At 74.1% G+C, this 21,016-nt stretch carries 12 protein-coding genes; 1 reads left to right on the forward strand and 11 read right to left on the reverse strand.

Annotation, left to right across the window (positions count from 1 at the left end):
- Window positions 1-65 precede the first annotated feature (65 nt).
- The 5 genes from pntB to AB0B58_RS30205 all read right to left on the reverse strand — a co-directional run bounded on the left by pntB (window position 66) and on the right by AB0B58_RS30205 (window position 11,522).
- A complete protein-coding gene (pntB, locus tag AB0B58_RS30185; protein WP_360230408.1) occupies window positions 66-1,514 on the reverse strand; it encodes a Re/Si-specific NAD(P)(+) transhydrogenase subunit beta in 1,449 nt (482 codons plus the stop codon).
- Window positions 1,515-1,518: 4 nt separating this feature from the next.
- Complete coding sequence (locus AB0B58_RS30190; protein WP_360230410.1) at window positions 1,519-3,045, reverse strand: Re/Si-specific NAD(P)(+) transhydrogenase subunit alpha; 1,527 nt, start codon at window positions 3,043-3,045, stop codon at window positions 1,519-1,521.
- A gap of 329 nt (window positions 3,046-3,374) precedes the next feature.
- A complete protein-coding gene (locus AB0B58_RS30195; protein ID WP_360230412.1) occupies window positions 3,375-4,724 on the reverse strand; it encodes an MFS transporter in 1,350 nt (449 codons plus the stop codon).
- Complete coding sequence (locus AB0B58_RS30200) at window positions 4,721-5,617, reverse strand: VOC family protein (protein ID WP_360230414.1); 897 nt, start codon at window positions 5,615-5,617, stop codon at window positions 4,721-4,723. The genes AB0B58_RS30195 and AB0B58_RS30200 overlap by 4 nt, the downstream gene beginning before the upstream one ends.
- Before the next feature lie 64 nt (window positions 5,618-5,681).
- Window positions 5,682-11,522 (reverse strand): amino acid adenylation domain-containing protein, encoded by a 5,841-nt coding sequence (locus tag AB0B58_RS30205; protein ID WP_360230416.1) that lies wholly within the window; start codon window positions 11,520-11,522, stop codon window positions 5,682-5,684.
- A 148-nt stretch (window positions 11,523-11,670) separates the two neighbouring features.
- On the opposite strand from AB0B58_RS30205, the gene AB0B58_RS30210 reads away from it, so the two are divergent.
- Window positions 11,671-12,492, forward strand: a complete 822-nt coding sequence (locus AB0B58_RS30210) for an alpha/beta fold hydrolase (RefSeq protein ID WP_360230418.1) — start codon at window positions 11,671-11,673, stop codon at window positions 12,490-12,492.
- A gap of 17 nt (window positions 12,493-12,509) precedes the next feature.
- Here AB0B58_RS30210 and AB0B58_RS30215 read toward each other — a convergent pair whose 3' ends face one another.
- The 6 genes from AB0B58_RS30215 to AB0B58_RS30240 all read right to left on the reverse strand — a co-directional run bounded on the left by AB0B58_RS30215 (window position 12,510) and on the right by AB0B58_RS30240 (window position 20,849).
- Window positions 12,510-13,301 (reverse strand): SDR family oxidoreductase, encoded by a 792-nt coding sequence (locus AB0B58_RS30215; RefSeq protein WP_360230420.1) that lies wholly within the window; start codon window positions 13,299-13,301, stop codon window positions 12,510-12,512.
- Window positions 13,302-13,382: 81 nt separating this feature from the next.
- A complete protein-coding gene (locus tag AB0B58_RS30220; protein ID WP_360230422.1) occupies window positions 13,383-14,018 on the reverse strand; it encodes a TetR family transcriptional regulator in 636 nt (211 codons plus the stop codon).
- 66 nt (window positions 14,019-14,084) lie between these two features.
- A complete protein-coding gene (locus tag AB0B58_RS30225) occupies window positions 14,085-14,846 on the reverse strand; it encodes an alpha/beta fold hydrolase (RefSeq protein WP_360230424.1) in 762 nt (253 codons plus the stop codon).
- Window positions 14,843-15,529, reverse strand: coding sequence for a flavodoxin family protein (locus tag AB0B58_RS30230; protein WP_360230426.1), 687 nt, complete (start codon window positions 15,527-15,529; stop codon window positions 14,843-14,845). The genes AB0B58_RS30225 and AB0B58_RS30230 overlap by 4 nt, the downstream gene beginning before the upstream one ends.
- A 14-nt stretch (window positions 15,530-15,543) precedes the next feature.
- On the reverse strand, window positions 15,544-16,908 hold the full coding sequence (gene glyA, locus AB0B58_RS30235) for a serine hydroxymethyltransferase (RefSeq protein ID WP_360230428.1): 1,365 nt from the start codon (window positions 16,906-16,908) through the stop codon (window positions 15,544-15,546).
- A complete protein-coding gene (locus tag AB0B58_RS30240) occupies window positions 16,905-20,849 on the reverse strand; it encodes an amino acid adenylation domain-containing protein (protein ID WP_360230430.1) in 3,945 nt (1,314 codons plus the stop codon). Before AB0B58_RS30240 ends, glyA begins: the two co-directional genes overlap by 4 nt.
- Window positions 20,850-21,016 lie beyond the last annotated feature (167 nt).

Raw genomic sequence — 21,016 nt, forward strand, 5'->3', positions numbered from 1 at the left:
CGCGCGGCGGGAACGACGGCCGGTGGCCGGGAGCGGATCCGCTCCCGGCCACCGCCGTTCTCGCGTTACCGGCGGGCGCCGGCGGGTGCGCCGGAGGTGACCTCGCGGAGGATGTTCTCCACCCGCTCCTTGGCGTCGCCGAAGAGCATCGAGCAGTTCTCCCGGAAGAACAGGGGGTTCTGCACGCCGGCGTACCCGGAGGCCATCGAGCGCTTGAAGACGACGACGTGCTCGGCCTCCCACACCGTGAGGACGGGCATGCCGGCGATGGGGCTGCTCGGGTCCTCGGTCGCCGCGGGGTTGACCGTGTCGTTGGCCCCGATCACCAGCACGACCGAGGTGTCCGCGAAGTCGTCGTTGACCTCGTCCATCTCCAGGACCACGTCGTAGGGCACGCGGGCCTCGGCGAGCAGGACGTTCATGTGGCCCGGCAGCCGGCCCGCCACCGGGTGGATGCCGAACCGGACCTTGACCCCCCGCTCGCGGAGCAGGTGGGTGAGCTCGGCGACGCCGTGCTGCGCCTGCGCGACAGCCATGCCGTACCCGGGGGTGATGATCACCGAGTCGGCCGCCGTCAGCAGTTCGGCGACGCGCTCGGGGGTGATCTCGCGGTGCTCGCCGTAGTCCTTGTCCTCGGCGGGCCCGGCCTCGATGCCGAAGCCGCCGGCGATCACCGAGATGAAGGACCGGTTCATCGCCTTGCACATGATGTACGACAGGTAGGCGCCCGACGAGCCGACGAGCGCGCCGGTGACGATGAGCAGGTCGTTCTCGAGGAGGAAGCCGGCGGCCGCCGCGGCCCAGCCGGAGTAGCTGTTGAGCATCGACACCACGACCGGCATGTCGCCGCCGCCGATGGAGGCGACCAGGTGCCAGCCCAGCAGCAGGGCGATCACGGTGACGACGATCAGCAGCCACAGCCGCGGTGAGATAACGAACCAGGTGGTGAGCCCGGCGAACGCGGCGAGCGCGCCGACGTTGAGCGCGTTCTTGCCGGGCAGGGTCAGCGGGCTCGACTTGATCCGGGCGGACAGCTTGAGGAACGCCACGATCGAGCCGGTGAAGGTGACCGCGCCGATGAAGACACCGATGACGACCTCGGCACTGTGGATGCCCAGCATGTCCTGGCTGCGCAGCAGCGCGGCCTCCGCGCCGTCCGACTCCGCCTCGACGTGCAGGTACCCGTTCCAGCCGACCAGCACCGCGGCGAGGCCGACGAAGCTGTGCAGCAGCGCGATCAGCTCCGGCATCCCGGTCATCTCGACGCGGCGGGCGCGGTACAGGCCGATCGCGGCGCCGATCAGGGTCGCCACGACGAGCAGCGCCAGGCCGGTGGCGCTCATGTCGTGGGCGATCGCGAGGGCGACGGTCGCACCCAGCGCCACGGCCATGCCGGCGATGCCGAAGGTGTTGCCGGCCTTGGCGGTCTCGTGTTTCGACAGCCCGGCGAGCGCCAGGATGAAGAGGAGCGCCGCGACGATGTACGCGGCCTGCGCCGCGGATTCGATGTCCATCAGATCAGCTCCTGGAGAACATGGCGAGCATGCGGCGGGTAACCGCGAAGCCACCGAAGACGTTGATGCTGGCCAGCAGGATCGCGACGAAGGAGAGCCCGGTCACCAGGCTGTCGCCGTGCCCGAGCTGAAGCAGGGCGCCGACGACGATGATTCCGGAGATCGCGTTGGTCACCGACATCAGCGGGGTGTGCAGGGCGTGGTGCACGTGCCCGATGACGTAGTAGCCGATGACGATCGCCAGGGCGAAGACGGTGAGGTGCCCGCGCATGGCGGCCGGTGACAGCGCCGCGAGCAGGAACAGCGCGCCGGCGCCGGCGCCGACCGTCGCCAGCCGGCGCTGCGGCGAGACCGGTCGCTTGACGGCCGGCTCGGCCACCACCGTGGCGGCCGGTGCCACCGCGGGCGCCGCGGACACCGACACCGGGGGCGGGGGCCAGGTCAGCTCGCCGTCGCGCACCACGGTCATCGACCGCTGCACTACGTCTTCGAAGTCGAGGACGAGCTCGCCGTCCGACTTCGGCGTCATCAGCTTCATGAGGTTGACCAGGTTGGTGCCGTACAGCTGGGAGGCCTGCGCGGGCAGGCGCCCGGGCAGGTCGGTGTATCCGATGATCGTCACGCCGTTCGCGGTGACGACGACCTCGCCCGGCACGGTGCCCTCGACGTTTCCGCCGTTGGCGGCGGCCATGTCGACGATCACGCTGCCCGGCTTCATGCTGGCCACCATCGGCGCGGTGATCAGCCGCGGCGCCGGCCTTCCGGGGATGAGCGCCGTGGTGATGATGATGTCGGCGTCGGTGGCCTGTTCGGCGTAGAGCCGGGCGGCGCGCTCGTTGTAGTCGTCCGACATCTGCTTGGCGTAGCCGGTGGAGGAGACCTCCACGTCGGCGGCCTCGATCGACAGGTACTCCCCGCCGAGGGACCTGACCTGGTCGGCCACCTCCGGGCGCGGATCCGTCGCCCGTACGACCGCGCCCATGCTGCCGGCGGCGCCGATCGCGGCGAGGCCCGCGACGCCCGCGCCGGCGACGAGCACCTTGGCCGGCGGGACCTTGCCCGCCGCGGTCACCTGGCCGGTGAAGAAGCGGCCGAAGGCGTGGGCCGCCTCGACGACCGCGCGGTAGCCGGCGATGTTGGCCATCGAGGAGAGCACGTCCAGCGACTGGGCCCGCGAGATGCGCGGCACCGCGTCCATCGACAGCGCCGTGATCGGCCGCCGGGCCAGGTCCTCGACCAGGTCGGGGTCGAGGCGCGGGTTCAGCATGCCGATCAGCGTGACGCCGACGGGCAGCCGGTCGAGCTGCCCGGGCGGCGGCGGGTTGATCGCGAAGATGACGTCGGCGGTCAGCGGGTCGCCGATCGTCGCGCCGGAGTCGGCGTACGCCTCGTCGGAGAACGACGACCCGGCGCCGGCGCCGGACTCCACCACCACGTCGTAGCCCAGTTTGACCAACGCCGCCACGTTGGCGGGTGTCGCCGCCACCCGGCGTTCACCCGGTTGCGGGTCGCGCGGCACGCCGATGATCATGTGTTGACTCCCCGGTTGAAGTTGACCATGACAACGGGATACGCGACCCGGCGGTTCAATGCGCCCCGAAATTTGTTACTCGCGAGTACGGTGAGGTTAGGGGGTTCGGCGTCATAACGCCAGAGCCCGGAGCACCGAAAGTCACGGGCGCGTCGCGCTCAGCGCCGTGCATCCCGTGTACCTGCTGCCAGAGACCCGTGCCGCCGAGCCGGGCGCGGCAGGATCGCGGTGGTTCACCGCGGCAAGGTGCCGGGCGCGCGGGGGCCGCCGGACCCTCCTGGTCCAGCGGCCCTGTCGGTGTCCAGCGGCCCTGTCGGCGCGGCTGCCCGTCAGCCGTCGCGTCCCGCCGCCGTGGCGACCAGCGGCTCGCTCCGCGGCGCCGGGCCGGCGACCGGGTCGGCGGACTCAACGGACATTCTGCGCACCGCGCTCCAGCCCGCCACCCAGGCCAGCGCGGCCGCGGCCACGAGCAGCGCCAGGTACCAGCCGAAGCGGTCGTGTCCGGCGAGGTAGGTGCCGAGCCACGGGGTGAGGCCGCCGGCCAGCGAGTTGGCGATGCCGTGCGGCAGGCCGATTCCGCTGGCCCGCAGGTCGACCGGGAAGAGCGCGGCCATCAGCTTGGGCATGACGGAGGTCAGGCACGCCATCAGCACCAGCCCGGTGCCCATGCTCAGCACCAGGCGCCCGGTGCTGGGTGCCATGGCGGCGAGGGCGATCGGGCCGGCCACGGCGAAGCCGAGCAGGCTGCCGGTGAGCATCGGCAGCACCCCGATCCGGTCGGCCAGCAGCCCGAACGGGATCTGCACGAGCATCGCCAGCGCGATCGACGCGCTGACCGCCGCGTAGACGACCGCCGGGTCGGCGTGCAGCCTGGTCTGCGCCAGCGCCGGCACCACGGTCGTCCAGGTGGTGGTGTTGATCGTCACGCCGGCCACGAACAGCGCGGCCAGCGCGACCGCCCGGGGGTGTTCGCGCAGCAGCCGGCGCAGGCTGGCGCGGGGACGGGTGCGGCGCGCCCGGGCGAACGGCTCGCTCTCCGCGAGCTGCCGGCGCAGCAGCAGCAGGATCACCGACAGGGCCGCGCCGACCAGGAACGGGACCCGCCACGCCCACTGCGCCATGGCGCCCGCGCCGAAGAACGCGCCGAGCCCGAGCCCCAGCGCGGCGGCGGCCAGCCCGCCGGCGGCCGAGCTGACCGCGAAGTAGCTGCCGTACAGGCAACGCCGGTTCTTCGGTGCCAGCTCCATCAGGTACGACACGGCGGCCGGCCACTCGCCGCCGGCGGAGAGACCCTGCGCGGCGCGGGCCAGAAACAGCAGGATCGGCGCCGCGATGCCGATGCTCGCGTACGCCGGCAGCAACCCGATGACCAGGCTGCCGCCGCCCATCAGCGTGATCGACAGCAGCAGCGCGACCCGCCGGCCGCGGCGGTCGGCGAGCGTGCCGGCCAGGATGCCGCCGAGCGGCCGGAACAGCATGCCGGTCGCGTACGCCGAGAACACCCCGAGCACGGCGGTGAGCGGGTTGCCGCCGGGGAAGAAGTGCTGGGCCAGGATCGGCGCGTACAGCCCGAAGATGAGCCAGTCGAAGTACTCGATGAAGTTGCCGGCGACGGTGGTGGCGACAGTCCGGATCCGGGACCGTGGCGTGCTGGCGGTCGGTACGGCGTACGTGGTCACGGTCGGATACCTCCTGATGCGTGGACTGTCGGACGGGTCTGCGCCGGCGGCCGTCGCGGCCCGCCCACCCGGGCGGCGTCGACCAGGCGCAGCCGGGCCCCGGCGGTGGCGGCCGGGTCGAGGACGAGGTCGTCATCGGCCGGCAGCACCCCCCGCAGGCGCTCGGGCGCCTCAACGGCGAGGTCGACCTGGAACAGCCCCGGGCCCAGCCGTCCCAGGTGGACGTCGACCGGGTCACCACACCGGCCGGGCGTGACCAGGCGCAGGCGGCGGCCGTCGGGCAGCGTCCAGGCGGCGCTGAAGTCCCCGATCAGCGGCGCCGTGTCGAGCAGGGCGGCGTACTCGGCGGTCCGGGCCGGCAGGTCCGGCACCGCGAGTTCGACGCCGGCCAGGCCCCGGATGCCGTTGCGGTTCAGCTCGGCCGGAGCAGGGTCGTCCTCCGGCCAGGGGTCCAGGTACTCGATCATCGACGGCAGGCGGCCGGTGCGGAACTCGTCGCCGTGCACGCCGATCCGCCAGCGCCGGCGGCGCCCGTCCGGGCGCACCGACTCCCCGTCGACCGGCGCCGCGACCTCGATCCCCCGGCCGCGCAGGGCCCGGCAGGTGCCGTCGAGGTCGGTGGCGGCCAGCACCGGCGCCGCCCAGCCGCCGCCGGCGTCGATCACGTCGGCCAGCCGCCGCCCGGCCGGACGCGACCGGGCCACGTCCCGGTCGAAGACCGTGATCAACTCCAGGTACGTGTCCGCGAACCGCACCACCGCGTTGGCGGTGCCCCAGCCGGGATGCCGGCTGCCCGGCCGGGCCGGCCGGTCCAGGCAGGCCTGGAACGCGTCACGGGCGGTGTCGAGGTCGCCCGTGGCGAGCATGACGTGATCGATTCCGATGATCGGCATGGTCTGCTCCCACGGAGGTGCGATGCGGACGGACGGGCTACGGGGACCGCCGGGTCCCCGGCACTCACTCGAGGAGGGCGTCGATGTCGCCGTCGTCGAGGCCGGCGAGCAGATCGGCGACGGCCCGTACCGCACCGGCGCGGAGCGGGTCGGCGACCAGTGCCTCGGTGACCTGGGCGACGGTCGGAGCGGTGAAGATCGCCTTCAGCGGCAGGTCGACGCCGAACATCTCCCGCACCCGGGAAACGAGCTGGGTCGCGATGACCGAGTTGCCGCCCAGCTCGAAGAAGTTGTCGTGCCGGCCGACCTGGTCGAGCCCGATGAGCTCGGCCCACATCGCCGCCATCAGCTCCTCGACCGGCCCGTCCGGGGCGACGTGGTCCCGGCTGTCGTCGCGCTGCCCGGTCAGCGAGGCCAGCGCGCGCCGGTCCACCTTGCCGTTGCCGGTCAGCGGCAACGCGCCGAGGACGCTGATCGAGCCCGGCACCATGTACCGCGGCAGCCGCCCGGCCAGGAACGCGGTCAGCTCCGCCGGCGCGGGTTCGGCGCCGGCCGCGGTCACGTAGGCGACCAGCCGGCGGGTCTGCGGGGTGGCGCCGGACGCCACCGCGACCGCCCGGTCGACCGACGGGTGCTCGGCCAGGACCGTCTCGATCTCGCCGAGCTCGATGCGGTGACCCTGGATCTTCACCTGGAAGTCGGTGCGGCCCAGGATCTCGATGGTGCCGTCGGGCAGGTAGCGGCCCAGGTCGCCGGAGGCGTACATCCGGACGCCGGTGGCCGGGTTCCGGACGAACTGCGCGGCGGTGCGCTCCTCGTCGCGCCAGTACCCGCGGGCCAGCCCGACCGGGCTCTCGATGTAGATCTCGCCGGGCACCCACACCGGCCGGTGCTCGCGCCGGGCGTCGAGGACGTGGTAGCGCTGGTTGGTCATCGGCCGCCCGTACGGGATGCTCTGCCAGGCCGGGTCCACCTCGCCGATCGGGTACACCACTGACCAGACGCAGCTCTCGGTCGGCCCGCCGGACCCGATCACCCGTACGCCGCTCGCGACGGCACGCAACCGGTCCGGCAGGGTCACCGGGATCCAGTCGCCGGCCAGGACCGCCGCGCCCAGCGGGGCAAGGGACTCCCCGGCGCCCTCGGCGTGGCCGACCAGGATCTCCAGCAGCGCCGGAACGGAGTTCCAGAAGGTGATGCCGTGCGCGCGGATCAGCTCGGCCCACCGCGCCGGTTCCGGGTTCGGCGCGCTCGGCGGCAGCACCACGGTGCCGCCCGCGGCGATCATGCCGAACGTGTCGTACACGGACAGGTCGAAGTGCAGGCCGGAGACGGCCAGGCAGGAATCGTCAGGGCCGATGCCCAGGCGGCGGTTCATGTCCAGGATGGTGTTGGCGGCGCCCCGGTGGTCGACCATGACGCCCTTCGGGCGGCCGGTCGAGCCGGAGGTGTAGATGACGTAGGCCAGGTCGCTGACCTCCTGCGCCGGTTCCAGCGGCCCCGGGTCGACGTCGTCGAAGTCGCCGTCGACCAGCAGGCGCCGCACGGAGTCCGGCCAGTCCACCCGGGCGTCGACCGCGGCCTGGGTGAGCACCGTGTCCACCCGGCCGTGCTCGAGCAGGTAGTGCAGGCGCTCGGTCGGCACGTCCGCGTCGATCGGCAGGTAGGCGGCGCCGGAGGCCAGGACGCCGTGCGCGGCGACGATCTGCTCCCAGCCCTTCTCCGAGACGATGGCCACAAGCGTGCCCGGGCGCGCGCCGTCGGCGCGCAGCCGCCGGCCGACCTGGTTCACCCGGCGGTCCAGCTCCCGGTACGTGAGGCGCACGTCGCCGCCGACCACCGCGAGCGAGTCCGGCCGCCGCGCGGCGTGCTCCGCCACCGGGGTGTGCAGCAGCAGCTCCGGCAGCTCCGCGTCGGTACGGTTGATCTCCTCGCGGACGCGCAGCTGTTCGCCCGGCACGAGCGGGAAGCGCTCGTTGCGCCAGCTCGCCGCGTCCCGCACGAGGAGGTCGAGCAGCCGGCCGTACGCGTCGAACATGTCCGCGAGCATCCCGGCCGGGAACACCTCGTCGATGCTGTCCCAGCTGAAGTGCAGCGCACCGGCCACCTCGGAGACCTGGAAGTCCAGCGTCACCTGCGGCGTCTGGGTGCTGGTGTGTATCGCATCGCCCAGCGCGGTGGTGAAGTGCCGCGGCGGCTGACCCAGCAGGCTGGTGACGACCACCGGGAAGGCCGCGCCGGCGTGTCCGCCGCCGCGCCGGGCCAGCTCGCGCATCACCCGCACGCCGCCGAAGTGGCGGTGTTCCAGGTCCTCGAAGAGCCGCTCCTGAATGGACCGGGCCCGCTCGGCGAAGGTGCCGTCGACCTTCTCGACGGCCAGCAGCGAGGTGGTGGTGAAGTCGCCGATCAGGGCGTCCACGTCGTCGTGCAACGGCAGCCGGTTGAACAGCGGGAAGTTGACGGTGAACCGGTCGTTGCCGCTCCAGGCGCGCAGCACCTCGGCGAACGCGGCGACCACCACACCGGACGGCGTGGTACCGGCGGTCTGCGCCCGTTCCTTGAGCCGGCTCCAGGCCGCCGGGTCCAGCCGGTGCTCCCGGCGGGTGAACCGGACATCGCCGAGGTCGCCGGAGCCGGGGGCGCGGGGCAGCTCCGGCGCGTCCGGCAGCCCCTCGTCGAGCCGCTCCAGCCAGTACCGGCGGGATCGCCGGTAGGCCTCGGACTGTTCGAGGGCGACGTCGGCGGCCAGCACGTAGTCCCGGAAGGACAGCTCGAGCGGGGCCGGCACCGCCTGCGGGTCCTCGTAGAACATGACCAGGTCGGGTACGAGGATCTGGAAGTAGCTCCAGGCGTCGATGATCAGCAGGTCGAGGCTCAGGTGGATCCGGGTCCGGCCGCCGGGCAGCAGGGTGAGCCGGACGTCCCACAGCGGCCAGGTGTCGGCCGGCGCCACGTGGTGCGACAGGTGGTCGCGCAGCTTCGCCGCCTCGCCCTCGGCCGCGGCGGCGTCGTGCTCGCGCAGGTCCAGCAGCGGGATCTCGTAGTCCGGCAGGTCGGCCAGGATGCGCTGGGTGCCGTCCGGGTTGATGACCGCGCGCAGCATGTCGTGCCGCTCCAGCACCCGGGACCAGGCGGTGCGGAACCGGGCCACGTCCAGGCCGGTGCTCTCCCACTCCCAGTAGCCGTGGCAGCCCACGCTGCCCAGCTCGACCGCGTCGCTGCGGCCGATCCAGTACGCCTGCTGGGTGTCGGTGAGCGGGAACGGCTCGAAGCGCGCCTCGGGGTGGTGCTCGACCGGGGGCAGCGCGCCGAACGCGTCGTCGGCGCCCGCGCGTGCCGCGTCCACCAGGGCCGCGATGGCGCCGATCGAGGTGATCCGGGAGTCGTCGAGCTCCAGGTCGTACCGGCTGGCGACCAGCGCGCGCAACGCGTCCCGCAGGCGGGCGGGCACGGCCGCGCCGGTCAGGTCGTCGTCCATGCCGATCCGTTCCACGCCGAGCACCTCGACGCACAGGTCGGTCAGCTCCCGCTCGACCGGGGTGCGGGCGGCCACGTGCGGCGCGCTGGTCACCGGCGCCGGCGGTGCCGGCAGGGCCCGGCGGTCCAGCTTGCCGTTGGGCAGCCAGGGCAGGCCGGGCAGCCGGACGACCGCGCTCGGCAGCAGGTGCGACGGGAGCTGGTTGGCCAGGCTGTGCCGCAGGGTCCGGCTGGAGAACGCGGCCTCGTCGGCCGGCACCACGTACGCGACGAGCCGGACCGCGCCGTCGTCGTCAGTGTGCGCCAGCACGGCGGTCTCCCGGACCCCGGTGTCGGTGGCCACGACCGCCTCGACGTCGCGGAGCGCGACCCGGTGGCCGCGGATCCGCACGACGCTGTCCGCCCGGCCGACGACCTCGATCGTGCCGTCCGCGCGGTACCGGGCGAGGTCGCCGCTGCGGTACAGCACCGGCTCGGGCTCCTCCGGCAGCGGGTTCGGCACGAAGGCCTCGGCCGCGAGTTCGGGGCGGTCCAGGTAGCCGGCGGCCAGCCCGGCGCCGGCGACGTACAGCTCGCCGGGCACCCCGATCGGCACCGGGTTGCGGTGCTGGTCGAGCAGGTACACCCGCAGGTTGGCGATCGGCCGGCCGACCGAGGGTACGCGCACGGCCCGGTCGTCCTCGGGCACCGCCCGCGACGTGCAGCGCACGCCGCCGGCCAGGTCGTAGCTGCTGGTCACGGCGCCGACCTCGGTGGCGCCGTAGCAGGCGACCACCTCGAAGGGCAGCGACGGCGCGGGCCAGTGCCGCATCGGCTCGCCGACCGACACCAGGATCCGCAGCGCCGAGCGCTCCGGCCAGAAGAGCCCGGCCAGGCGTTCCGCGACGTGGTTGAGGACCAGCGCGTGGGTGACGCCCCGGGCGACCAGCCAGTCGCGGAGCCGGTTCGCCGTCGCCGCGGTCCGGGCGTCGGCGATGTTGATCTCGGCGCCGCAGGCCAGGAACGGCATCCACTCGAGCATGCCGATGCCGTAGCCCGGCGCGGAGATCCAGCTGGCCCGGTCCTCGGCGCTCACCCCGTACGCCCGGCAGGTCCAGTCGGCCAGGTTGTCCAGGGTGCGGTGGCGCTGCAGCACCGGCTTGGGCTCGTGCGTCGAGCCGGAGGTGTATGCGATCTGGCTGATGTCGTCGGCGTCCGGCGCGGCGACCTCCGGCGCGGTCGCCGGGTGCGCGTCCACGGCCGCGGCGTCGCGGTCCAGGCAGACCGCCCGCTCGGCTAGCGCGTCCGGCAGGTCGGCGAGCCGCGCGGCGGTGGTCACGACGACGTCCGGTCCGGTCTCGGCCGCCATCATCTCGGTACGGGCCGACGGCTGCGCGGGATCGAGCAGCACGACGGCGGCGCCGGCCCGGTGGGCGGCCAGGGTGGCCACCACCGCGCCGGCGCTGCGGTCGAGGTAGAGCGCGACCCGGCCGGCGGCCGGCAGCCCGCGGGCGTGGAACTCCCGCGCGAGCCGGTTGGCGGCGGCGTCGAGCTGGGCGAAGGTGAGCCTGCAGCCGCGGTCGCGGACGGCCGGCGCGGACGGACGGCGCCGGGCGAGGTCGGCGATGCGCGCCGCCCACGGCCGCTCGTCGGCGTACGAGACCTCGGTGTCGTTGAAGTCGACAAGCACCCGGCGACGCTCGTCGGCGCCGAGCAGCCGGGCCCGGGTCACCGGCCGGTCCGGGTGCGCGACCAGCTCCCCCAGCAGGGTGGCGAGGTGCTGGGCGAGGCGGGCCGCGGTGCGGTTGACGAACAGCGCGGCGTCGTAATACAGGCGCGCGCCGCGGCCCTCGGCGTCGACGGCCAGGGTGAGGTCCGCGCCGGCCCAGCCGGCCGCGAGGCGGGGTGCGTCGCCGCGGACGAACCCGACCGCGAACGGGGCCACCGTGCCGGGCACCTCGTCCGGCCAGGTGAGCGCGCCCACCTCGGGCAGGGGCAACGGGACCAGGCGGTTGGCCGCCGCCTCGGCGGCCTCGACCCGGTCGAGCAGCTCCCGGAAGGTGACCCCGGCGGGGGCGACGATCCGGCGGGCCACCGCGGGCTGCGCGTCCGTACCGTCGCGGGCGTCGCCGACCGGCACGCCGACGACCAGCTCGGTGTCGCCGGTGTAGCGGACCAGCAGCGCGGTGAACGCGGCCAGCCAGCCGGTCGACGCGTCGGTGTCGAGGTCGGCCAGCGCCGCCAGCACACCCGGCGGCACCGGCACCGGCACCCGGGCGGCGGTCTGGTCGCGCTCCAGCGGCCGGAGGTGGTCGAGCGGCAGCTCGACCGTGACCGGCGCGCCGGCGAGGTAGGTGAGCCACGCCTGGCGGCCCCGGTCCGTGCTTGCGGGTCCACCGGTGCCGGGTCCACTCGGGACCGCATTTCCGATGGGCAGCGAAGACGTCACGGTAGCTCCTCTCTCACCGCGCCAAAGCGCTCGGTCCGGCCACGGTAGGAACCGCCGGTTCGGCGCCGGTTACGTAACCGGCCGTAGACCCCGGCGGTGCACCATCCCCGCGCGGGGCCTCCCCGCACGGCGCCGAAGGAGAACTCGGATGGGTTGTCAGCCGCACCACCTGGACCTGCCCGGCGCGGGTGTGCGACTGCACGCCGCCCGCTGGACGGGCCCGCCCGGGCCGCCGCCGCTGCTGGTCCTGCACGGCATCTGGGAGTCGTGGCGCACGTTCTCCGCCAGCGCCGAGCGGCTGTCGGCCGGCCGGACCGTCTACTGCCTGGACCTGCGGGGGCACGGCGGCAGCGGGCGCCCGCCCGGTGGGTACCGGTTCGTCGACTACGCGGCCGACATCCGGGCCGTGCTGCCCCGGCTGGGCCCGGTCGTGGACGTGCTGGGGCACTCGCTCGGCGCGGCCGTCGCGCTGCACGCGGCCGCCGGCCGGTGCGAACCCGGCGCCGCACCGGCCCGGATCCGGCGGCTGGTGGCGGCCGAGCCGCCGGTGCTGCTGAGCGGGGACTGGCCGGTCGTGCGCGCCGACATGGCCCGGTTCCGGGAGCTGCGCCGGCGCCCGGTCGACGAGATCTTCCGGGAGCTGGCGGCGACGCCGGCCCGCACCGAGGCGTGGCGGCGGATGATCGCGCGGGCGCTGGCCGAGACCGACGACGGCGTGTTCCGGGCCATGGTCGAGGGCGAGCAGGGCGAGGTGGACTGGGGTGCGCTGCTATCCCGGGTCGGCGCGGACACCCTGGCGATCGGCGCCGACCCGGCGGTGCCCGGCGCGCTGCTCACCGGCGCGCGGATGCGGACCCTGACCGAGGGCCTGCCGTCGGCGGCGGTGGCGGTGCTGCCGGCCGCCGGGCACCACGTCGAGATCGACAGTGCCGGCGCCTTCCACGCCCTCGTCGAGGAGTTCCTGGCCTGAGCCGGGCCCGCGTCACCTCACACGGTGGCGCCCTCGCGCGGTGCGGTCAGGCGACCCGCCAGCGCGATCACCATGCGCCTCGGCGCCCACCTCGTCACCACCGCCAGCACCGCGTTGGCCAGGCCGTCGACCCGGCTCGGCCGTCCGCGGCCCAGGGCCGACAGCGTCGTGGCCACCACCTGTTCCGGGGTGCGCTTGCGGCCGACCGCCGCGTCCTCCCCGGCCACGTCGAAGAACGGCGTCTCGGTCGCGCCCGGGCAGATCGCCAGCACCTTCACCCCGGCCGGCCTCGCCTCGGCGTACAGCGCCTCGCTGAACGACAGCACGAAGGCCTTGGTCGCGCCGTAGACCGCCATGTGCGGCAGCGGCTGGAACGCGGCCGTGCTCGCGACGTTGACGATCGCGCCCCGCCCGCGTGCCACCATGCCGGGCAGGAACCGCCGCGTCAGGTCGACGAGCGCGACGCAGTTGAGCTGGATCTGCGCGGTGATCCGGCCGGCGTCGGCGCCGGCGAAGTCGCCGTGCATCCCGAAGCCGGCGTTGTTGACCAGCAGGTCGATCTCGATCCCGAGCGCGGCCACCCGCTCGGCCACGAGGTCCGCGGCGCCGGGCTCGGCGAGGTCGGCGGGCACGATCTCGACCCGGCGGCCGTGTGCTCCGCGCAGCTCGCCGGCCAGTGCCCGCATCGCCGCCTCGCCGCGGGCGACCAGCACGAGGTCGGCGCCACGCGCCGCGAACTCCCGCGCGTATGCGGCTCCGATGCCGCTCGACGCCCCGGTGATCAGGGCCGTCTGTCCGTTGAGTTGCATTGTTCCTCCTGAGGAAAACCGACCGGTAGGTTTGTTTTTTTTATGCCAGAGATTCTTGAGCGGCGGGAAGCAGCGGACCGGTCAGACCGGGTTGATCAGGGCGAGCTCCACGATCGCGAGCAGGGTGTGCACCCGCTCGACGAACGCCGCCGAGTTGTCGCCCTCGGGCTCCAGCACGCCGGTCAGGTCCTTCAGCCCGTCGAACGCGCCGATCAGCACCGACGCGACCACCTCGGGCCGCAGGCCGCCCCGCAGGTCGCCGTCGGCCTGACCGCGCCGCACGACGTCGGCGATGAACGCGACCCACTCGGCCGGGACCTTGGAGACCTCGACCGCCAGCTCCGGATCGGCCGACAGCTCGCGGGTCAATCGGGTGACGCTCCACGCCGCCGGTTCGCGCGAGATGAGGTCGAGCATGGCCGGCACGAGCGCCCGCAGCTGCCCCGCGGCCGTCGGCTCGGCGAGCACCCGCTCGCCGACCTCCGTGAGCCATCGGCCCTTCTGCTCCCGGAGCACCGTGAGGGCGAGGTCGGCCTTGCTGCGGAAGTAGAAGTAGAAGGCGCCCTTCGTCAGCCCGGACGCGGCGATCAGGTCGCCCTGCGTGGTCGCCGCGTATCCCCGCTCGGCGAAGATCGCCGCGGCCGTGCGCAGCAGATGCGCCCGCGTCGCCTCCCCTTTGGCGGTGGCTGGAACCCGCTGCATGCTGACCTCTCCCACCCGGGAAGCATAAAACCGACCGGCTGGTATGTACATACCGGCCGGTCGGTTTTCTTTCCGCGAGGGTCAGCGGGACCGGCTCAGGTCCTCGGCCAGGGCGTCGAACACCGATCCGTCGGTGTGCAGGAAGAAATGGCCGCCCGGGAAGGTGCGGTGCCGCACCGGCCCGGTCGTGTAACCGGCCCACTGCTCGACCAGGTCCGGCGTGGCGCCCGGGTCGTCCTTGCCGGCCCAGGTGGTCACCGGGCAGTCCAGCGGCGGGCCGGGACGGTAGGTGTAGGTCTCGGCCATGGTGAAGTCGGCCCGCAGCATCGGCAGGCACAGCTCCCGCACCTCGGGGTGGTCCAGCGCCGCCGACGGCGTGGCGCCGAACCGCTGCACGGCGGCGACGAACGCGTCGTCGGGCAGGGTCGCCAGCCGCCGCCCGGGCGCCCGGTGCGGCGCGGCGCGGCCGGACAGCACCAGCGTGGACGGTTCGGCGTCGCCGTGTTCCCGCAGCGAGCGGGCCAGCTCGAACGCCAGCAGCGCGCCCAGGCTATGGCCGAAGAACGCGACCGGCACCGGCGAGTCGGCCATCGGGCCCGCCAGGGCCTCGCGCAGCTCCGCCACCAGGTCGGGAAGGCTCGTGTACGCCGGATCGAAGAGGCGCTGCTCGCGCCCGGGAAGGCAGACCGGCCACACCTCCACGGTCGCGGGCAGCCGCGGCACCCACGGCTGGAAGGCGGTCGCGCCGCCGCCGGCGTACGGGAAGCAGAACAGGCGCACGGTGGCGGCGGGCCGCCGGAAGGCGCAGGAGATCCACTCCGACCCGACCGCGGTGGCGCTCATGCCGTCGCCTTCGCCGTGTCGTACCGGCGCGCGAACCAGCGGTCGTCGCGCTCGTTGTCCTGGTCGACCTCCAGCACGTCGCGGCCGGTGAACTCGCGGTGCTCGGCGAGGACCCGGGCCATGGCGGCCATCCGGACCAGCATCCGGTCCATCATCTCCACGCCCTCCTCGTCGCGGACGGCCTCGCCGCGGTGGTTGCCGTACAGGATCGCCGGGAAGCCGGCGCCGACCATCACCATGCGGTTGAGCAGCACGTTGTCGACGAGCTGGTGGTAGACCTCGGTGTGGCTGTAGCGCCGGCCCACGACGATGACCCCGCCGACCTTGTTGGTCAGCGGCCGCTGGAAGCGCAGGTAGCCCACGCCGGCCCGTTCGATGAACGCCTGCATGGTGGTGCAGAGCCCGAAGCCGTGCACGGGCGCGGCCAGGATGACCCCGTCGGCGAGGGTCATCCGGTCGACCAGCGCCGGCAGGTCGTCGCCGACCAGCACGCAGGGCTCGGTGCGGGCGTTGCAGTCGCCGCACGGCCCGCAGCCGGTCAGCCGGTACTCCGCGAGGTTGATCACGTCCAGGTCGACGCCGCGCGCGTCCAGGACCTCGGCGGCGTGCGCCAGCAGCTCGCTGGTGTTGCCGTCGGCCCGCTCCGAGCCGTTGACGGCGACGAACCTCATCCTGTTGTTCATCTGCTTCTCCAGTCTCAGGCGGTGACCGCGACGCGGTCGAGGGGGTAGCCCGGCAGCGGGTGCTGCCGGCACAGCCGCGCCACCCGCTCGCGCGCCAGGTCGCGCACCGCGCCCGGCAGCCGGTACTCCCGGTCGCCGAGCGGCTGCACGGAGGCCAGGACCAGGTCGACGAGCTCGGCGCACTCGGCCGCGGCGTCCTCGCCCATGCCGCGCCGGGCGATGCTGTTGGTGCCGATCCGCAGCCCCGCCGTGACCAGGGCCGGGGTGGTGTCGCGCGGAACCCGGTTCTTGTTGACCACGATGTGGCACTCCTCGAGGGCCAGCTCCGCCACGAGCCCGGTCATCCCCCACCGGGTCAGGTCGACCAGGACGATGTGGTTGTCGGTGCCGCCGGACACCACGTCGTGGCCGAGCTCGGCCAGGGTCGCCGCCATGGACCGGGCGGTCGTCACGATGCGGCCGACGGTGTCGTCGAACTCCGGCCCGGTCGCGATGTCCAGCGCCCGGGCCTTGGCCGCGATCGCGTTGAGCACGGGTGCGCCCTGGAAGTACGGGAAGATCGTGCGCTGCACGAACTGGGCGAGCGTGCCCTTACCGCGCGGCGCCGGCGAGTCCGCGTCCCGGCCGCTGAGGATCAGCCCGCCGCGCGGGCCGTACAGCTGCTTGTGCGTGCACGTGGTGGTCAGGTGCGCGTGGTCGATCGGGCTCGGGTGCCGGCCGGTGATCACCAGTCCGGCGGTGTGCGACACGTCCGCCAGCAGGTACGCACCGACCTCGTCGGCGATGCGCCGGAACCGGGCGAAGTCGATCAGCCGCGGGTACGCGGTCGCCCCGCAGACGATCATCTTCGGCCGGTGCTCGCGGGCGAGCGCGGCCACCTCGTCGTAGTCGATGAGCCCGGCGTCGTCCAGCCCGTACCCGACCGCGGTGAAGTACCGGCCGGCGTACGCGGCGGGGCTGCCGTGCGTCAGGTGCCCGCCGGAGTCCAGCGCCATGCCGAGCATGGTGTCGCCGGGCTCGAGCAGGCTGGACAGCACCGCGTAGTTGGCGGTCGTCGCCGAGTGCGGCTGGACGTTGGCGTAGCGGGCGCCGAACGCCGCCTTGGCCCGGTCGATGGCGAGCTGCTCGATGCCGTCGATGACCTCGCATCCGGCGTGGTACCGCCGGCCCGGGTAACCCTCGGCGGTCACGTTCACCGCGGCGGACGCCTGGCTGACCAGCACCGACGGGTCGACCGGGCTGCACGAGGCGACCAGGGACAGGGTCGCGGCCTGGCGTTCCTGCTCATGCACCAGCACCCGGTGCAGCCGCGGATCGGCGCTAGCGAGCTCGTGCGCGCCGGTGGTGAGCAGTTCGCCCATCGGATCGGTGATGCTCATGCTGATGCCTCCTCCGCACCCGCCGCGGCGGGATGGTCTCGATCGATTCGCTCGGCCACCACGTCGGCCCGGTCCCGGACGAAGTAGTGCCCGCCGCCCGGCACCACCGCCAGGTCGAGGTCGCCGACGAGGTGCCTCCAGTCGCCGTAGCGCTCGGCGAAGTGCCCGGTCGCCGGGTCGGCGTCGCCGAAGATCCCGACCGTGTGCGCCCGCACGGACGTCGGCGGCCCGCCGGCGCGGCGCTGCAGGAAGGACATCGCGCCGACGTGGTCGTGCCGGCCGACGGTCATCATGTGCTCCACCGTGGACCAGTCCAGCGCGCCGTCGAAGCCGCCGATGGTGGTGAGGTAGCCGGCCCACTCCTCGTCGGAGGTGGCGCGCTCGGCGGCGAGCGCGCCCGCCGGGTCGTCGGCCGGCAGCGCCGCGGCCAGGTACAGCCCGCGCACGTCGGCGCCGCGCTCCTCGAGCAGCCGGGCCAGGGCCGCCGCCATGTAGGTGCCGGCGCAGTGGCCGTAGACCACGACCGGGCCGTCGACCCGGCGTACGACCTCGTCGGCCGCGGCCTCGACCACGCGGTCGAACGGCTGGAAGTCGGCCGGGTCGCCGCCGGGGTCGTAGCCCGGCTGGTTCAGCGCCAGCAGGCGGAACCGCTCCGGCAGCGCCTCGGCCAGCGGCCGGTACGCGATCGCGTTGCCGCCGCCGTAAGGCAGGCAGACGACGGTGGTGCCGGCCGCCCGGCCGGCCGGGGTCAGCTCGTGCAGCAGCTCGGTCTCACCGGCGCGCGCGGCGCGGAGCCGCCCGGCCAGGCCCCGGACGGTCGGGTGCTTGAACAGCTCCACCACCGGCACCGGGTTGTCGAGGGCGACCATGGCGCGGACCGCCGCGAACGAGTCGCCGCCGAGCTGGAAGAAGCTGTCGTCGATGGCTATCGCGTCCAGGCCGAGGACCTCCCGCCAGGCCGCCGCGACCCGGCGTTCCAGCTCGTCGCGGGGCGCCTCGCCGCCGCCGGTGCGGGAGACGTCGCGGGCCGCGAGGGCCTTGCGGTCCACCTTGCCGTTGGGGGTGGTGGGGAACGCGTCGAGCGTCTCGATGACCGCCGGGACCATGTGCCGGGGCAGCCGCTCGCCGAGCCAGTCGCGCAGGCCCGCGCCGTCGACCGGCTCGCCCGCGGCGCGGACGTAGCCGGCCAGGGTGGCGTGCCCGGGCTCGCCGTGCGCCACGACGACCGCGTCGGCGACGCTCGCGTGCCCGCGCAGCACGGCCTCGATCTCGCCGGTCTCGATCCGCATGCCGTGGATCTTCACCTGGAAGTCCAGCCGGCCGAGCAGCTCGATCACCCCGTCGCGGCGGTAGCGGGCCAGGTCGCCGGTGCGGTACAGCCGCTCGGGCCGGCCGCCGGGCAGGGTGCGCTCGACGAACTTCTCCGCGGTCAGCTCCGGGCGGCCCAGGTAGCCGCGGGCCAGCCCGGCGCCGGCGAGGTTCAGCTCCCCCGGCACGCCGACCGGCTGCGGGTTGTCGAAGCGGTCGAGGACGTAGGCGCGCTGGTTGGCCATCGGCCGCCCGTACGGGATGCTGGCCCAGCCCTCGTCGACGTCCAGCACCTCGAAGATGATCGAGTCCATGGACGCCTCCGTGGCGCCGCCCAGCGCGATGAACCGGACCCGCGGCGCGACGGCGCGCAGCCGGTCGGGCTGGGCGACCGGGATCCAGTCGCCGCCGAGCAGGGCCAGCCGCAGGCCCGGCAGCTCGACCCCGTGTCGCTCGGCGTGCTCCAGCAGCAGGTCGAGCAGCGCCGGCGCGGAGTGCCAGACGGTCACCGCGTGTGCGCGGATCAGCCGCGCCCAGGCGCCGGGGTCGCGGAGCTCGTCCGGGGTCGGCAGCACCACGGTGCCGCCGCAGCCGACGGTGCCGAGCAGGTCGTAGACGGACATGTCGAAGCTCGGCGAGGAGACCGCCAGCGCCGCGTCGCCGGCGCCGAGCGCGAAGCGGGTGTTGAAGTCGGTGAAGTTGTTGACCGCGCCGGCGTGCCGCAGGCCGATCCCCTTGGGCGTGCCGGTGGACCCGGAGGTGTAGATGACGTAGGCCAGGTCGTCGGGGCCGGCGGTCCCGTCGGGGCGCCCGTCCGGCCGGTCCCGGTCCGGTTCGCTGACGTCGAGCGTCCGGACGTCCGCACCGACCCGCCCGGCGAGGGCCGGTTCGGTGAGCACGCCCCACAACCCGGCGTCGCGGCACATGAACTCGAGCCGTTCCGCCGGATAGTCCGGGTCCAGCGGTACGAACGCACCGCCGGCCTTGAGCACCGCCAGCACGGCGACCGGTTGGGCGAGGGAGCGTTGCAGGCAGACGCCGACCAGGGTCCCGGCACCGACGCCGGAGTCCCGGAGCCGGTGCGCCAGGCGGTTGGCCCGCCGGTCCAGCTCGCCGTAGCTGAGGGTGGTGTCGCCGTGCACCAGGGCGGTGCGGTCCGGTCCGGCGTCCGCCTGGTCCTCGAAGAGCCGGTGCAGGCACCGGTCGGCCGGCAGGTCGGCGCCGGTGTCGTTCCAGGTCCACACGGCGTCGGTGACCTCGGCGTCGGTCAGCATGGTCAGCTCGCTCACCGGCCGGTCCGGCGCGTCGGTGGCCCCCTGCCAGAGCCGCACCAGGTGGGCGAGCATCCGCTCGACGGTGGCGGGTTCGAACAGGGCCGTGCTGAAGACGCTGTCCACCTCCGGCTCCGCCGCGCCCGGGCGCAGGACGAAGCCGAGCTCGAAGCGGGCGGTGGAGAAGTCCGGCGCGATCGCCTCCGCGGTCAGGCCGGTGAACTCGGGCAGCCCCCCGGCGGCCTCGTCGGTGTTCACATACACCCGGAAGAACGGCGTGCGGCCCGGCTCCCGGGCCGGCGCGAGCTCCTGAACCAGCACGTCGAACGGGAGGTCGGCGTTGGCGAAGGCGTCGCGGGTGGTCGCCGCGGTCCGGCGCAGCAGCTCCCGGAAGGACGGTGTGCCGGACACGTCGGCGCGCAGCACGACGGTGTTGGGGAAGAAGCCGATCAGGTCGGCCAGCCCGGCCCGGTCGCGGGCCGACCAGACGGTGCCCAGCGGCACGTCGTCCTGTCCGCTGTAGCGCTGCAGGAGCAGGGCGGTCCCGGCGACCACCGCGTCGAAGAGGGTGCCGCCGCAGGAACCGGCCAGCTCCTCGAGCCGGCGGATCAGGCCCGGATCGACGGCGGAGCGGACGAAGCCGCCCTCGCCGGACGGCACCCGGCCCGCCGGCCGGTCGGTCGGCAGGTCCAGCTCCGGCAGGTCACGCAGCCGCTCACGCCAGTACGACAGCCGCCGGCCGGTGAGCTCACCGGTCATCTCGGCGCGCTCCCGTACGGCGTGATCGGCGTACTGCAGCGGCAGCGGGGGCAGGTCGGCCGCGGTGCCGGCGAGGTGTGCGCGGTAGCCCGCGGCGAGGTCGCGGTAGAGCACCGGCGTCGAGCCGGCGTCGATGGCGATGTGGTGCACGCTCAGCAGCAGGACGTGCCGGTCCGCGGCCAGCCGGAGCAGCGCGGCGCGCAGGACCGGGCCGGTGCCGAGATCGAACGGTCGCGTCTCGGCGTCGGCGAACGCGGCGTCGAGAGCGTCCTCCCGAGCGTCGTCGTCCGTGGTGGACAGATCGGTCTCCGCGAGCTCGACCGGGGCCGGCGCCTCGATCACCTGTACCGGTTCGCCGTCCTCGGCCGCGTACCGGGTGCGCAGGATCTCGTGCCGCTCGACGAGCCCGGAGAGCGCCGAGCGCAGCGCGGGAACGTCGAGGTCGCCGACGAACCGCAGCGGAAGCAGCACGTTGTACGCGCTGCGTTCCTCCTCGAGCTGGCTCAGCAGCCAGAGCCGTCCCTGCGCGGCGGACACCGGGACCCGGTCGGGACGTGCCCCGGGTCGCCGGGCGGTGCTGGTCTGCTCGTACGCCTCGGTCATGTCGGTCTCGACCTCCGCTCGCGGGAGTGCGACCACGGCATGCGGCGCCGCGTCGACGGGTTCTGTGATCTGCGGCGACCGTAGGCACCGGCGGTTCGGCCCCGGTTACGTCGGCCAAGGTGCCCGATCGTCGTGCACGCTCGAACGGGCCGGCCGCACTACCTCTT

Source organism: Actinoplanes sp. NPDC049118 (assembly GCF_040648555.1).
In the GTDB taxonomy this organism is placed as follows: Bacteria; Actinomycetota; Actinomycetes; order Mycobacteriales; family Micromonosporaceae; genus Actinoplanes.